General features: G+C 72.1%; 10 protein-coding genes. 7 read left to right on the top strand and 3 right to left on the bottom strand.

What is annotated here, in order from left to right:
• Positions 1–69 precede the first annotated feature (69 nt).
• The gene (gene mfd, locus ITX44_RS10680) at positions 70–3,636 is read left to right on the top strand and encodes a transcription-repair coupling factor (RefSeq protein WP_205356874.1); all 3,567 of its coding nucleotides are present in this window, start codon (positions 70–72) and stop codon (positions 3,634–3,636) included.
• Positions 3,637–3,675: 39 nt separating this feature from the next.
• On the opposite strand, the gene ITX44_RS10675 is transcribed toward mfd, so the two are convergent.
• The gene (locus ITX44_RS10675) at positions 3,676–4,689 is read right to left on the bottom strand and encodes a DUF5954 family protein (RefSeq protein WP_205356873.1); all 1,014 of its coding nucleotides are present in this window, start codon (positions 4,687–4,689) and stop codon (positions 3,676–3,678) included.
• A gap of 151 nt (positions 4,690–4,840) precedes the next feature.
• Between ITX44_RS10675 and ITX44_RS10670 the strand changes: the two genes are divergently transcribed.
• Positions 4,841–5,767, top strand: a complete 927-nt coding sequence (locus tag ITX44_RS10670) for a TolB family protein (RefSeq protein ID WP_205356872.1) — start codon at positions 4,841–4,843, stop codon at positions 5,765–5,767.
• 11 nt (positions 5,768–5,778) lie between these two features.
• Here the strand turns inward: ITX44_RS10670 and ITX44_RS10665 are convergent, their stop codons facing one another.
• A complete protein-coding gene (locus tag ITX44_RS10665; protein ID WP_205356871.1) occupies positions 5,779–7,332 on the bottom strand; it encodes a DUF2079 domain-containing protein in 1,554 nt (517 codons plus the stop codon).
• Between the two features lie 224 nt (positions 7,333–7,556).
• Positions 7,557–8,255 (bottom strand): Rv1352/Rv1906c domain-containing protein, encoded by a 699-nt coding sequence (locus ITX44_RS10660; protein WP_205356870.1) that lies wholly within the window; start codon positions 8,253–8,255, stop codon positions 7,557–7,559.
• Positions 8,256–8,486: 231 nt separating this feature from the next.
• Between ITX44_RS10660 and ITX44_RS10655 the strand changes: the two genes are divergently transcribed.
• From ITX44_RS10655 to ITX44_RS10635, 5 genes are all read left to right on the top strand, one after another.
• Positions 8,487–10,535, top strand: coding sequence for an N-6 DNA methylase (locus ITX44_RS10655; RefSeq protein ID WP_205356869.1), 2,049 nt, complete (start codon positions 8,487–8,489; stop codon positions 10,533–10,535).
• 128 nt (positions 10,536–10,663) lie between these two features.
• The gene (locus ITX44_RS10650; protein WP_205356868.1) at positions 10,664–11,230 is read left to right on the top strand and encodes a hypothetical protein; all 567 of its coding nucleotides are present in this window, start codon (positions 10,664–10,666) and stop codon (positions 11,228–11,230) included.
• Complete coding sequence (locus tag ITX44_RS10645) at positions 11,227–12,759, top strand: serine/threonine-protein kinase (RefSeq protein WP_205356867.1); 1,533 nt, start codon at positions 11,227–11,229, stop codon at positions 12,757–12,759. Before ITX44_RS10650 ends, ITX44_RS10645 begins: the two co-directional genes overlap by 4 nt.
• Positions 12,760–12,895: 136 nt before the next feature.
• On the top strand, positions 12,896–13,690 hold the full coding sequence (locus ITX44_RS10640) for an HNH endonuclease family protein (RefSeq protein ID WP_205356866.1): 795 nt from the start codon (positions 12,896–12,898) through the stop codon (positions 13,688–13,690).
• A 162-nt stretch (positions 13,691–13,852) separates the two neighbouring features.
• Complete coding sequence (locus ITX44_RS10635; RefSeq protein WP_205356865.1) at positions 13,853–14,509, top strand: SurA N-terminal domain-containing protein; 657 nt, start codon at positions 13,853–13,855, stop codon at positions 14,507–14,509.
• The last annotated feature ends 26 nt before the right edge of the window (positions 14,510–14,535 follow it).

Genomic DNA, 14,535 nt, shown 5'->3' with positions numbered 1-14,535 from the left:
CCAAGCAACCGCACACGCAATGGCCACGCAAACGCCACGCGGAACCTCCGGGACGGGACGGAAAGCTTCATGAGTCTGAACGGTCTGGTCGACGTCGTCACCGAGGACGCCGCCCTCGCCGAAGCGGTCGAGGCCGCCGCCTCGGGCGCCCGGCCGCAGGTGGACCTGGTCGGTCCGCCCGCCGCCCGGCCGCTGGTGGTCGCGGCGCTCGCGGCGCGCGCCCGCCGCACCGTACTCGCGGTGACCGCCACCGGCAGGGAGGCCGAGGACCTCGCCGCGGCCCTGCGCTCGCTGCTGCCGCCGGACGCGGTGGTGGAGTACCCGGCGTGGGAGACGCTGCCGCACGAGCGGCTCTCGCCGCGCAGCGACACCGTGGGCAGGCGGCTGGCGGTGCTGCGCCGGCTGGCCCACCCGCGGGCCGGCGACTCGTCGGCCGGGCCGGTGCAGGTCGTGGTCGCGCCCATCCGCTCGGTGCTCCAGCCGCAGGTCAGGGGGCTCGGCGACCTGGAGCCGGTGGCCCTTGCCGGCGGGCAGAGCGCGGACCTGGAGAGCGTGGTGGACGCCCTGGCGGCGGCCGCCTACGCCCGGGTGGAGCTGGTGGAGAAGCGCGGCGAGTTCGCGGTGCGCGGCGGGATCCTGGACGTCTTCCCGCCCACCGAGGAGCACCCGCTGCGGGTGGAGTTCTGGGGCGACGACGTCGAGGAGATCCGCTACTTCAAGGTCGCCGACCAGCGCTCCCTGGAGGTCGCCGAGCACGGCCTGTGGGCGCCGCCCTGCCGGGAGCTGCTGCTCACCGACCAGGTGCGGGAGCGGGCCGCGGCGCTCGCCGCCGACCACCCCGAGCTGCACGAACTGCTCGACAAGATCGCCCAGGGCATCGCGGTGGAGGGCATGGAATCCCTCGCCCCCGTCCTGGTCGACGACATGGAACTGCTGCTGGACGTGCTGCCGGCCGGCGCGCTGGCCGTCGTGTGCGACCCGGAGCGGGTACGGACCCGCGCCGCGGACCTGGTGGCGACCTCGCGGGAGTTCCTGGAGGCGTCCTGGGCGGCCTCCGCGGGCGGCGGCGAGGCGCCGATCGATCTGGGCGCGGCCTCGCTGCGGTCCATCACCGATGTCCGCGACCACGCCCGTGAGCTGGGCATTCCGTGGTGGTCGGTGAGTCCCTTCGCCGCCGATGAGACCTACGAGGGCCGGCTCGTCGGGCCCGAGGTGGAGTTCGGCGACACGCTGCGGCTGGGCATGCACGCGCCCGAGCTGTACCGGGGCGACACCGCCCGCGCGCTCGCCGACACCAAGGGGTGGCTGGCCGAGGGCTGGCGGGCGGTGTTCGTCAGCGAGGGCCACGGGCCGGCCGCCCGGATGGCCGAGGTACTCAGCGGCGAGGGCATCGCCGCCCGGCTCGACGTGGATCTGGCCGATCTCGCGCCGTCCGTCGTGCACGTGGCCACCGGCTCCCTGGACGGCGGCTTCGTCGACCCGGCGCTGAAGCTTGCCGTGCTCACCGAGGCCGACCTGTCCGGGCAGAAGTCCTCCACCAAGGACATGGGCCGCATGCCCTCCCGGCGGCGCAAGACCATCGACCCGCTGACCCTGGTCAGCGGCGACTACATCGTGCACGAGCAGCACGGCGTGGGCCGCTACGTGGAGATGGTGCAGCGCACCGTGCAGGGCGCCACCCGCGAGTACCTGGTGGTCGAGTACGCCCCGGCCAAGCGCGGCCAGCCCGGCGACCGGCTGTTCGTGCCCACCGACCAGCTCGAGCAGATCACCAAGTACGTGGGCGGCGAGGCGCCGTCGCTGCACCGGCTCGGCGGGGCCGACTGGACCAAGACCAAGGCGCGGGCGAAGAAGGCGGTCAAGGAGATCGCGGCGGACCTCATCCGGCTGTACTCGGCGCGGATGGCCGCGCCCGGGCACGCCTTCGGCGGCGACACCCCCTGGCAGCGCGAACTGGAGGACGCCTTCCCGTACGCCGAGACCCCGGACCAGCTCACCACCATCGCCGAGGTCAAGTCGGACATGGAGAAGTCCGTGCCGATGGACCGGCTGATCTGCGGCGACGTCGGCTACGGCAAGACCGAGATCGCGGTGCGGGCGGCCTTCAAAGCGGTGCAGGACGGCAAGCAGGTCGCGGTGCTGGTGCCCACCACGCTGCTGGTGCAGCAGCACTTCGGCACCTTCTCCGAGCGGTACGCCCAGTTCCCGGTGAACGTGCGGGCGCTGTCCCGCTTCCAGACCGACGGCGAGGCCAAGGCGGTGCTGGAGGGGCTGCACGACGGCGCGGTGGACGTGGTGATCGGCACCCACCGGCTGTTCTCCTCCGAGACCCGGTTCAAGGACCTGGGACTGGTCATCGTCGACGAGGAGCAGCGGTTCGGCGTCGAGCACAAGGAGCAGCTCAAGAAGCTGCGGGCCAACGTGGACGTGCTCACCATGTCCGCCACCCCGATCCCGCGCACCCTGGAGATGGCGGTCACCGGTATCCGGGAGATGTCCACCATCACCACGCCGCCGGAGGAGCGGCACCCGGTGCTGACCTTCGTCGGCCCCTACGAGGAGAAGCAGATCGGCGCCGCCGTCCGGCGCGAACTGCTGCGCGAGGGCCAGGTCTTCTACATCCACAACCGGGTCGAGTCCATCGACCGGGCCGCCGCCCGGCTGCGGGAGATCGTGCCCGAGGCGCGGATCGCCACCGCCCACGGCCAGATGAACGAGGCCCAGCTCGAACAGGTCGTCGTCGACTTCTGGGAGAAGAAGTTCGACGTACTGGTGTCGACCACGATCGTCGAGTCCGGCATCGACATCTCCAACGCCAACACCCTGATCGTCGAACGCGGCGACACCTTCGGCCTGTCCCAGCTCCACCAGTTGCGCGGCCGCGTCGGTCGCTCGCGCGAGCGCGGCTACGCGTACTTCCTGTACCCGCCGGAGAAGCCGCTCACCGAGACCGCCCACGAACGCCTGGCCACCATCGCCCAGCACACCGAGATGGGCGCCGGCATGTACGTGGCGATGAAGGACCTGGAGATCCGCGGCGCCGGCAACCTGCTCGGCGGCGAACAGTCCGGGCACATCGCGGGCGTCGGCTTCGACCTGTACGTCCGGATGGTCGGCGAGGCCGTCGCCGACTACCGGGCCACCCTGGAGGAGGGCGGCGGCGCGGCCGAGGAGGCGCCGCTGGAGGTCAAGATCGAACTGCCGGTGGACGCGCACGTCCCGCACGACTACGCGCCGGGCGAGCGGCTGCGCCTGCAGGCCTACCGGGCCATCGCCGCCGCCAACTCCGAGGAGGACATCGCCGCGGTCCGCGAGGAGCTCACCGACCGCTACGGCAAGCTGCCCGAACCCGTGGAGAACCTGCTGCTGGTGGCCGCCCTGCGGCTGCTGGCCCGCAAGGTCGGCGTCACCGACGTCACCCTCCAGGGGGCGAACGTCCGCTTCGGCCCGGTCGAACTGCGCGAGTCCCAGGAACTGCGGCTCGGCCGGCTCTACCCCCGTTCGGTGATCAAGCACGTCACCAAGCAGGTGCTGGTGCCGCGCCCGGCCACCGCCCGCATCGGCGGCAAGCCGGTGGTGGGCCGGGAACTCCTCCAGTGGACGGCGGAGTTCCTGTCGACCGTGCTCGACAACTAGCAGGGAGGTTCGGCCGCTCTCCGCCGGGGAGCGGCCGGATCAGTCGTAGGTCAAGGCGCCCTCCTCGTCCATGGTCGGGTGGATCTTGACCGGGCCGTAGTCGTCCTGGTCGGAGGGCCGCGGCGGCTCCGGGCCGTCCGGCCCGCACCGGACCATGCGCTCGGCGCGGCAGATACGGAAGCGGCGGCCGTCCACCCGCATCTCGTCCGCGCGGCCCCGGGCCCTGAACTTCTCGGCCGCCCGGCCGTACAGCTCCTTCTCGCGCCGGCCGAAGTTCTGGATCAGGGGCCAGGTCTCGGTCAGCGCGGAGTACAGCAGGCGGCGGGCCCCGTGCGGCGTGGACATGAACGTGCCGTGCGAACTCCATCCGTGCCCGCTGTTCTCGACCACCCTGAAGGTGACGGGCAGCAGCGCCACCTGCGGGTGCGTCACCACCGCCCGCTCCGAATCGCGCCGCACCCGCGCGGGGAACCTGGCCCCGGCGTAGGTGAAGTCCTGCATCGCCAGCCGCAGGGCGCCCGCCATGAGCCCCGCCGGGCCGGTGGGGTCGAGCGGGTGTCCCAGGTCCGGCGACGGCCCAGCGTCCGGCCCGTCCCAGGAGATGTCGGGCGGCTCGGCGTCGGTGGGGCGCGGCGGCTCCAGCCCCTCCGGGCCGGTGCGGGCGAACTCGTCCCCGCGCACCACCCGGTACCGCACGCCCAGCACCTCGAGCTCATTGACCGGTTCGCGCTCCAGCACGTCCACCGCGGCGAGCAGTTCCCGCCGTACCGCACGGTCCTGCGTACCGTCCTTGGCGGTGAACCACAGGTGGGAGTTGAGCGCGTCCCTGGCCTGCTGGGGCATGCCGTCCATCACCGGCTTCAGCAGCCGCCAGCCGGGCCCGGCGGCGGGGTCCAGGGCGGCGACGCCGAACAGCGGCCCGCGCACCGCGACGTCCGGATAACGCTGCGAGGCGTCCATCGCGTCCATCTCGGTCACCCACGCCGCGGGGTCGTCGCGCCGCACCAACCCGTCGTGCAGCGCGTCCAATTGTTGCTTCCAGTCACCGTCCATGTACACATTGTGGTCCATCGGCGATGTGCGTAGCGGGCGGTTCCGGCAACCTGTGGACAACCTCGGACGGAGTCGGACACTGCCTGCCAGAAGCCCCGCGCTTCTCCGCCACCCCTCGTGACCGGGCCCGGCCCGCGGTTACAGTGCGGCTGTGACGATCACGGGCAAGGGCACGAACGTACGGCCGCTGGCCCCCGGGCAGCGCGCGCGGCTGCTGGTGGCCGACATCGACGGCGGTGAGCCGCGGCTCGTCCACGAGACGTCCGACAGCGCCCTCGAAGCGCCCAACTGGTCCCCGGACGGCCGCTGGCTGGTCTTCAACCAGGACGGGCTGCTGCTGCGCATCGCCGCCGACGGGTCCGCCGACGGCTCTGCGGCGGGGCCCGGGGTGATCGACACCGGCGGCATCACCGACGCCAACAACGACCACGTGCTCTCCCCGGACGGGCGCACCGTCTACCTCTCGGCGGGCGACGGCCACATCCACGCCGTCCCCTTCGACGGCGGCCCGGCCCGGCGGGTCACCAACGACCGCGGGCCCGGCCCCTTCCGGCACTTCCTGCACGGCATCTCACCGGACGGCCGCACCCTGGCCTACGTCGGCGTCGAACCCTACGGCGGCGACGAATGGGGCTACCGCAACATCTTCACCATTCCGGCCGCCGGCGGCCCCGACACCCGCCTGACCGACAGCCCCGCCCCCGCCGACGGCCCCGAGTTCAGCCCGGACGGCGCCTACCTCTACTTCAACTCCGAGCACGGCGCCGCTGCGCCCGGCCACGCCCAGCTCTTCCGGATGCGTCCCGACGGCACCGGCCTCACCCGGCTCACCTCCGACGAACGCGTCAACTGGTTCCCCCACCTCTCACCCGACGGCCGCCACGTCCTCTATGTCAGCTTCCCGCCCGGCACCGAGGGCCACCCGGCCGACCGCGAAGTGCTCCTGCGCCGCATCGACCCCGACGGCGGCACCCCGCGCGACGTCCTCACCCTCTTCGGCGGCCAGGGCACCCTCAACGTCAACAGCTGGGCCCCCGACAGCCGCCGCTTCGCCTACGTCGACTACCCGCTCTCCTGACCCCGGCGCCCTCAGCCGCGCCGCATGATCACGTAACCCTCCGAGCTCGCGATCACCGTGTACGTCGCCGCCGGGTGCAACTGCCTGGCGTACGTCGCCGGGTCCGGCACCCACCCCGACGTGTTGTCCAGCGCGATGTAGTCCGGCGTCACCCCCGGCGTGTCACCCACCCAGTACACCGTCGTCCGGTGCACCAGCCGGCTGATCGGGCCGACGTTCGCCTCCACGGTCGCCCCGTTCGGGATCTCGTCCAGCAGCTTCTCCACTGCCTTGGTGTGCGCGTCAATCTTGTACGTGGCGCCCTGCGTCAGCGACCACAACGGCATGCTCATCGTCAGCGCCACCGCCGCCCCCGCCACCGCGGCCGGCGCCCCCGCCGCATACGACCGCAACCACGGCCACGAACTCTCCCGGGACCGCGCGGCCGCGTCCACCAACGCCAGCGTCACCACCGGCATCAGCACCGCGCTGTAGTGCCAGTCGGTGCCCCAGTAGTGGTCGTCGTGCGAGATGAAGCGCCACCCGATCGTCGGCAGCGCCGCCAGCAGCAACGGCGACCGCAGCGCCAGCAGGCCGCTCGTCGGCAGCAGAATCCACAACAGGGTGTGCACCGCGGTGGCCAGCGGTATGTGCCCCGGCATGGGTGCGCCGTTCCCGCTGAGCTTGTTCCAGTAGTCGTACGCGCCCCCGCTGTTGAACGCCGGGATGATCACCCCGAACTCCAGTGCCGACGCCGCCACCCCGAACCCGATCAGCCCGATCGCCCACGGCCCGTACCGCAGCGCGTCACTCAGCCGCTCCCGCCCCTCGCCGTCCTCCTCGCCCGGCGCGGGCTCCGGCTCCTGCCGCAGCCGCCACCACACGATCGCCCCGATGGCCGCGGCCGTCACCCCCATGTCCTCCTTGACGAAGACCAGGGGCAGCGCCCACACGACGGCTGCGGTCCACCGCTTGCGGAGCACTGCTTCGAGTGAGAACGCGATCATCGGCATCGCGAACGCGATCTCGTGGAAGTCGAACTGAACCGCCTTCTGCACGCCCCACGACAGTGCGTAGGCCGTGCCGACCGCGAGTCCCTTGCCCCGACCCAGCAGTTGGGCCGTGACACGGGTGATCGGGATGATCGAGAGGGCGAACAGCAGCGCCTGCGCGGTGAGGAGCGTGACCGGTGTGGGGAACAGCCGGTAGAAGGGAGCGAGCAGGGCGGTGACGGGGCTGAAGTGGTCGCCGAGGATGTCGAAGCCGGGACCCTTGAGGTCGGCGACCGGCGCATGGAAGTGCGCGTAGGACTTCACGGCCTGCTCGAAGATGCCCAGGTCCCAGGACATGGTGAGCATCTGCCGGTAGCGGGTGATCGACAACATCGCGTACAGGACGAAGAAGCCCCCCGCCAGCAGGTACGGGTCCATCCGCACCCCAGGCGCCCGCAGCCACCGTCCGGTCCCGGTCGCGCCACCGGTGCCCGCGGCCCCGGGCTCGCCCGCCCCGCCGGCCCCTTCCTGGGCGTCGGCGTTCTCGGCGGCTCCGGTGCCCTGCGCCGGTATGACGGCCTCGGCCCTGTCCATCGTCGTCCTCCCGTGGAAGCGGGTCGGGGTCTGCCGGAAAAGATACGGGACGCCGCTGTGCCCAGGGGACCCACCGGACACCCCTATCACCTCCCCTGGCCGTAACTGACCCGTCACTGGCCGGTCACCCGCGCCGCGCACCCCCAGGCCGACCCGCACGACCTGCCCTGGAGCCCGGTCACCGCCATGCCCCGTTGCGTTGCTGCGGTGCGTGAAAGATCCGGTCAGCCGGTCTTGCGCCAGTCGCCGCAGCCACTGCTCTTGAAGTAGGCGTCGGTGTGGGCGATCGTCACGATGGCGGTGCCGGTGACATTGTCGTTCGCGATGATCGAATCGGTGCCGTGCAGCGCGTCCTTGGCGCGCTCCCAGTAGCAGTTGCCATCGGCGTTGCCGGTGCTCCGGTAGGTGCCGGGCTGCATGTCGGCGCCCACCTTGTACATGCCGTCGCCGGATATCTGCGCCTTCGGGGACTTCGGGGCGCCTGCCTTCGCCGGCACGGCGTACCAGTCCTTGCAGTCCGTGGTCTTGAAGATCTTGTCGGCCCTGGTGATCGTCACGTAGCTGCTCCCCGTGACGTTGTCGTTGGCCAGGACCGAGTCCATGTCGCCCGAGGCGTCCTTGGCCCGCTCCCAGTAGCACATCCCGTCGCCGTTTCCGCTGGTCAGGTACGTGCCGGGGGCTATGTCGGCGCCGACCCGGTACGTGCCGTTCCCCTTGAACGCCGGCCGCGCGGTCGGCGTACCGCTCGTGCCGGAGCCCTTGTCGTCCTTGTGTGTCGCGGGCGCGGAAGCGGTGGCGCGGGTGGTCGCGCCGGCCGGCGGTGCCGAGGAGTCCTTCGCGGGACCGCACGCTACGGCGCCGGCCGCCACCGCCACGACGACGGCACCGAAGGCGGCGAGCGAGGTGATCGTGGACCTGGACATGGTGATTCCCCCCTGTGATCGAGCGGGCCGGGCGGCCCGTGAACCGTTGCGTCAATGAGAGCATCTGCTGTGAACCGAGTCAACATGATCTCTCGAAGGAGTGAAGTTCACGCCGTGAAGCGGTCGGGCGCGGATCGCTGGGTATGCTCGATGTCACATGCGCGGCAGGCGTGCACGGGGAGGTGGCGCGGGCACCGGACACGGGCCGGCCAACGGGGAAAGGAGTGGGCGGTGTCGGAGAACTCGACCGAGGTGACCTCGGCGGCCATCGCCAGGCTGGCCGGCGTGGGGCGCGCGGCCGTCAGCAACTGGCGGCGCCGGCACGACGACTTCCCCAAACCCGTGGGCGGCACGGAGACCAGCCCGACCTTCGAGCTCTCCGCGGTCGAGCGCTGGTTGCGCGAGCAGGGCAAGCTGTCCGCCGTTCCCATCCGGGAAAGGGCCTGGCAGCAGGCCGACGGCCACCCCGCCGGCACACCCGCCGCCCTGCGGATCGCGGGCTCGTTCCTCCTGCTGATCCACGAACGCCCGGGCCTGTCGGTCAGCTACACCCCCGACACCCCGGCGGGAGCACGACTGCCCGATGACATGGATGCGGCGCTCACCGCAAGACTCGGCTCACGGCATCCCGTTCGGTTGCCCGAGTCGTTCGGGGACGATGCCGCATTGCTGACCGCGGCCGCCGAGCTGGCCCGCGACACCAGCCCCGGGCAGGCCTACGAGTTCCTGCTCGGTCGTTATCTCGATGCCAACCCCCGACAGTTCACCCTCACCCCGCCCGAGCCCGCCGAGCTGATGTCCGCCCTGGCCGGCGGCTCACCGCGCAGCGTCCTCGATCCGGCCGCCGGCACCGGCTCCCTGCTGCGGGCCGCTGCCGCGACCGAGGAGGTGCACGCGCAGGAGACCGATCCCGACCTGGCCGCCCTCACGGCACTCCGGCTCGCCCTCGCCACCGACCCGGCGATCCGAATCCGCGTTCACACCGGCGACAGCCTGCGCTCGGACGCTTTCAGCGGTCTGAACGCGGATGCCGTGCTGTGCCATCCACCGTTCAACGACCGCAACTGGGGCCACGACGAGCTCGGTTACGACCCCCGGTGGGAGTACGGCTTCCCGGCCCGCGCCGAGTCCGAGCTGGCCTGGCTGCAGCACGCCCTGGCCCATGTCCGGGACGAGGGCACGGTCGTGATGCTCATGCCGCCCGCCGCCGCCTCCCGCCGGTCCGGCCGAAGGATCAGGGCCGATCTGCTGCGCCGCGGCGCGTTGCGTGCCGTGATAGCGCTGCCCGCCGGGGCGGCGCCGCCCTACGGCATTCCTCTGCACATATGGGTGCTGCGCCGGCCCGGTGCCCAGGCCCGTCCCGCGCCGGACCTGCTGCTCGTCGACGCCTCTGCGGTGCCGGGTCAGGCCGCCGAGAGGGTGCCCTGGCACGCCGTCAGGTCGGCGGTGCTCGACGCGTGGCAGGCCTTCGACCGACACGGCACTGCCGAGGCCCGCCCCGGGATATGCCGGACGGTGCCCGTCATCGAGCTGCTCGACGACGACGTGGACCTGGCCCCGGCGCGTCATCTGCCGCCGCCCGCCGCGGCCGGAGCCGCCGGGCTCGCCGAGGTCCGGGACCTGCTGGCCGCCACCCTGCGCCGCACCACGGAACTGGCCCCGCCACCGGCCACGCCCGGCGAGCCGGCCCGCTGGCCGACCACCAGCATCGGTGAACTCGCCCGCGCCGGGACCCTGCTGATGCGAGCGGGCGGCACCGGTACCGCCGCGGTGGACGGCACGACTCCAGCGCCCGCGGTCCTCACCGAGCACGACGTGATCGCCGGCTCGGGCCCCACCGGCACGCTCCCGGCCGCCCAGCCGGACGCGTCCGCCGAGGAGCCGGTGCTCACCGAGCCCGGTGACGTGGTCGTCCCCGTGCTGGGCGGCGGCGCCGTGGCCCGGGTTGTCGGCGAGGCGGAGGCGGGCGCGGCGCTGGGCCGCAACCTGTACCTGTTGCGCGCGGACACCACCGCCCTCGACCCGTGGTTCCTCGCGGGGTTCCTGCGGGGCACGGCCAACAACCGGCAGGCGAGCAGCTATGCGTCCACGGCGACCCGGCTCGACGTCCGCCGGCTGCAGGTGCCGCGCCTGCCGCTGGCCGACCAGCGCCGGTACGGCGAGCGCTTCCGGACCCTGGCCGGGTTCGAGGAGGCGCTGCGCCAGACAGCCCAGCTGGGGGAGCAACTGGTCCAGGGGCTGTACGACGGGCTGACCGACGGCACGGTGCGGCCGGAATAGTTGTCCACAGGCCGGTGGTCGACCGGGCACCGCCCGTCGCCGCGGGCCGCTACGCTCACAGCATCCGGGACCTCGGGCCCCGCCCAGCAGACCACCGACCACCGAGCAACCACGTCCAGGAGCACAGGATGTACGGCCCCGGCATCGCGCCGCCACAGCCCCCTCCCGCCCGCCGCGGGACGGTCATCGGGCTGCGCGTGCTCTTCGCGGTGCTCCCGGTCGTGACCCTGGGAACCGGCGCGTGGGGGTCGGTGCTGCGGCTGGCGGTGGTGCTCCGGCGTCCACTGGACTGGGTGCTGGTCCCGCTGGTTGCCCTGATCGGGATCAGCGGGTTCGTGATGGTCGGCACCGCGCGCGACGAGCGCAGTTGGCAGAGCAACCTCGGCACGTCATTGGTGCTGCTGTGCATGGTGGCCACCCCGACCTACTTCCTGATCATGGACATCCGGGGCACCCGGCGGCAGTCGCAGCCGGCACCGCTGCCCGTTCCGCCGCACCTCTATCCCTACGGCTACGTACCGGGTCCGATACCCGGAGCGGCGCCCGGCAACGGCCCCGGCATATCCGTTCCGCCGCCGTACGGCTACCCCCAGCAGCCGCCCGTGCCCCCGCCGCCGACCGGCCCGAGGATCGATCAGGTCAAGGCGGAACTGGACGAGTTGAGCGACTACCTGCGCAAGGAGGAAGGCAGGTGATCGGCCGGCTCATCGCCGGCCGGTACGAACTCGCCACGGTCATCGGCCAGGGCGGCATGGGCCAGGTGTGGACGGCGTACGACCGCCGGCTGGACCGTCGGGTCGCGGTGAAGCTGCTGCGGCCCGACAAGGTGGCCGACGGCGACGACGCGGAGGAACTGCGCCGGCGCTTCGACCGGGAGTGCCGGGTCACGGCGCAGGTGGACCACCCGGGCCTGGTGACGGTTCACGACGCGGGAGCGGACGGGGACGAGCTGTATCTGGTGATGCAGTACGTCGAGGGCGCCGACCTCGGGGACCATCTCGCGGAGCACGACCCGTACCCGTGGCAGTGGGCGGTCGCGGTGGCCGCGCAGATGTGCGCGGTGCTGTCCGCGGTGCACGCCGTGCCGATCGTGCACCGCGACCTCAAGCCGCGCAATGTGATCGTGCGGCCCGACGGTACGGTCACCGTGCTCGACCTCGGGGTGGCGTCCGTACTGGACACCGACACCACGCGGCTCACCCACACTGGCTCGCCGATCGGCAGCCCCGCTTACATGGCGCCGGAGCAGGCCATGGGCGGCACCGTGGGACCGCGCACGGACCTGTACGCCCTCGGGGTGCTGCTGCACGAAATGCTCAGCGGCCATGTGCCGTTCGCCGGATCGACTGCCCTCGGCGTACTGCACCGCCACCTGTACGAGGCGCCGGTGCCGTTGCGTCAGGTCCGCCCGGAGGTGCCCGAGCCCCTGGAGGCGCTGGTGCTCCGGCTGCTGGCGAAGGACCCGCAGCACCGCCCGGCCGGCGCGCAGGACGTCTACCGGGAACTGGCCGCGCTACTGCCCGTGCCCGGGGCGCACCACGGGCCACTCGGCCCGATGGACCCGACCCGGCCTTTCCTGCACCCGCACGCGCCCTGGCCCGACCGCGCCGGCGCTCCGCAGCCACCGCGGCCCGCCACCGCGCCGACGGCCCCGCCGCTCGCCGGTGACGACCTGGCCACAGCGGTGGAGGAGGTCAAGCGGCTGCTCGACGCCGGCCGGATCACCCAGGCAGTGGACCTGCTGGGCGGCATCATCCCGGCCGCCGCCGGCAAGCACGGCGAGCACTCGCCGGTGCTGCGGGCACTGCGCAAGCAGTATGCGGCGACGTTGATGGAGGACGGCCAGTACCGCAGGGCGCTGCCGGAACTCAGGCGGCTGGGGGAGGAGTTCGCGTCGCAGTACGGCGGGGCGGACCGGCAGGCGCTGCGGTTCCGGTACGAGGCGGCCCAGTGCCTGGAACAACTCGGCGACACCACGGCGGCGCTGAGCGAGTACCGGGTGCTGCTGCCGTACTTCGAGCAGTGGGCGGCCACCGATCCGGCCACGCCGCTCGGGATCCGCCGGCGCATCGCCCACCTGCTGCTCTCGGCGGGCGACCGGGCGGCGGCGCACGAGGTCCTGACCCGCCTGCTCTTCGACGCGCAGCGGGTGCACGGGCACGCCCACCCGTTCCCGGCCGAGATCCGCCGGACCCTGGCGTGGCTGAGCCGGGTTCAGGGCTGAGGCGCGGGGCGCGGAAGCCTTGGCGGTTCGCACATCAGTTCAGCCGTGCCTTCCAGCGGAGGGCGCGGAGGCAAGAACGCCGTAACCGCAGCGGGTTGGGGCAGAAACAAGGCAAAGGGCAGGACGGGAGGGGCACATGGACAAGCGGGCGAGGCAAGGGATCGTCTGCGCCGCGGTACTGGCCACGGCGCTCGGCGCGGCCGGATGCAAGGACACCACGATCGGTGCCGGAAAGGACCCGGGCACACCCGGGCAGAGCGGCCCCGCGACGACAGGGGCACCGGTGGTGAGCGACGGGCACGCGGTCAGCCCGCTCGCCAACCCCGACGGCACCAAGCCGGGCCTGGCGGCAATCACCACCGCCACCGACCGGGCCCGCGCCCGGGCACTGATCGTGCAGGTGACGACCAAGGGACGCGGCCCGAAGACCGGCTACAGCCGCGACCAGTTCGGATACGCGTGGATGGACTCCGTGCCGGACGTGCCCTTCGGCCACAACGGCTGCGACACCCGCGACGACCTGATCAAGCGCGACGGCCAGGACCTCGGCTACCGCAAGGGTTCGAACTGCGTGGTCACGTCGATGACGCTGAACGACCCGTACACCGGGCGGGTCATCCACTGGATCAAGGCCAAGGCGACGACGGTGCAGATCGATCATGTGATGCCCCTGTCGTACGACTGGCAGATGGGCGCCGCGCAGTGGTCGAAGACCAAGCGCGAGGAGATAGCCAACGACCCGCTCAATCTCATCCCGGTCGACGGGCCCTCCAACGGAGCCAAGAGCGACTCGGGACCGGCCACCTGGCTGCCGCCGAACAAGCAGATCCGCTGCTCGTACGTGGTGCGCGTGGCACAGGTGTCACTGAAGTACCACCTGCCGGTGACGTCCGCGGACAAGCAGGCGATGCTCGCGCAGTGCGCCGGGTGACGGCACGCCGGTAGGGCTTCGGCAGGGACGGGTCGGCACTCCGCGGCGATCAGCTTGCGCCGAGTGCTGGATATCAGTGGCCCGGCCTCAATATCCTCGTGCTCGATCACCGCATCAGCACCGAACGAGGCCCGTTCCCTGCGTTCCCTACCGGGAGGCACCATGGTCCGCCGTCGTACCGCCGTCGTCTCGATCGCTGCCGTCGGGCTGCTGCTCGCCTCACCGGCCCTGACCGCATGCGGATCGGGCCCGGCCAGGGCGGGCGCCGCCGCGGTCGTCGGCGACCACAGGATCACGGTGTCCACGCTGGAGGCGAAGGTCAACGAGGTCCGCTCGGCCGAGGCCAAGTCTCCTCAGGGCGCCCAGCTCATCGACAACAGCGGCAAGCTGTCCACCCAGACGCTGAGCACGCTGGTGCAGAACGAAGTGATCGACAAGGCCGTTCGCAAGGCCGGCGTCACGGTCAGCGAGACCGAGGTGCAGCAGAACCACGCGCAGGCATTGCAGCAGTTCGGTGGCAGCGAGGCCCAGCTCGAGGCGGCACTGCTCACCCAGTACGGGATCGCGCCGTCCGGGGTCGACGAGTTCTTCCGGACCAACGTCGAGGTCGGCAAGCTGATCCAGAGCCTCGGCTTCCAGCCCGGCAGCGACAACGGCAACGCCGCCGTCCTCGCCGCACTCTCCAAGACCGCCGACTCGCTCGGTGTGCGGATCAACCCCCGGTACGGGACGTGGGACGCCAAGAAGGCGGTCATCGGCACGGCCACGGACGCCTGGGTGGTCGACAAGACGCCGCCCGCTGCCGATCAGTCCGCCTGAGTCCGCCCTGAACAGGTAGTTCGTCC

This window comes from Actinacidiphila acididurans (assembly GCF_016918855.1).
Taxonomy (GTDB): domain Bacteria; phylum Actinomycetota; class Actinomycetes; order Streptomycetales; family Streptomycetaceae; genus Actinacidiphila; species Actinacidiphila acididurans.
The sequence above is the reverse complement of the archived record's forward strand: the minus strand, read 5'-3'. Positions and strand labels throughout refer to the sequence as shown.

Bases quoted from the DNA above. Each gene is read 5' to 3' on its own strand.
- mfd (WP_205356874.1), top strand. From the start codon at position 70: ATGAGTCTGAACGGTCTGGTCGACGTCGTCACCGAGGACGCCGCCCTC.
- ITX44_RS10675 (WP_205356873.1), bottom strand. From the start codon at position 4,689: ATGGACGGTGACTGGAAGCAACAATTGGACGCGCTGCACGACGGGTTG.
- ITX44_RS10665 (WP_205356871.1), bottom strand. From the start codon at position 7,332: ATGGACAGGGCCGAGGCCGTCATACCGGCGCAGGGCACCGGAGCCGCC.
- ITX44_RS10660 (WP_205356870.1), bottom strand. From the start codon at position 8,255: ATGTCCAGGTCCACGATCACCTCGCTCGCCGCCTTCGGTGCCGTCGTC.
- ITX44_RS10650 (WP_205356868.1), top strand. From the start codon at position 10,664: ATGTACGGCCCCGGCATCGCGCCGCCACAGCCCCCTCCCGCCCGCCGC.
- ITX44_RS10640 (WP_205356866.1), top strand. From the start codon at position 12,896: ATGGACAAGCGGGCGAGGCAAGGGATCGTCTGCGCCGCGGTACTGGCC.
- ITX44_RS10635 (WP_205356865.1), top strand. From the start codon at position 13,853: ATGGTCCGCCGTCGTACCGCCGTCGTCTCGATCGCTGCCGTCGGGCTG.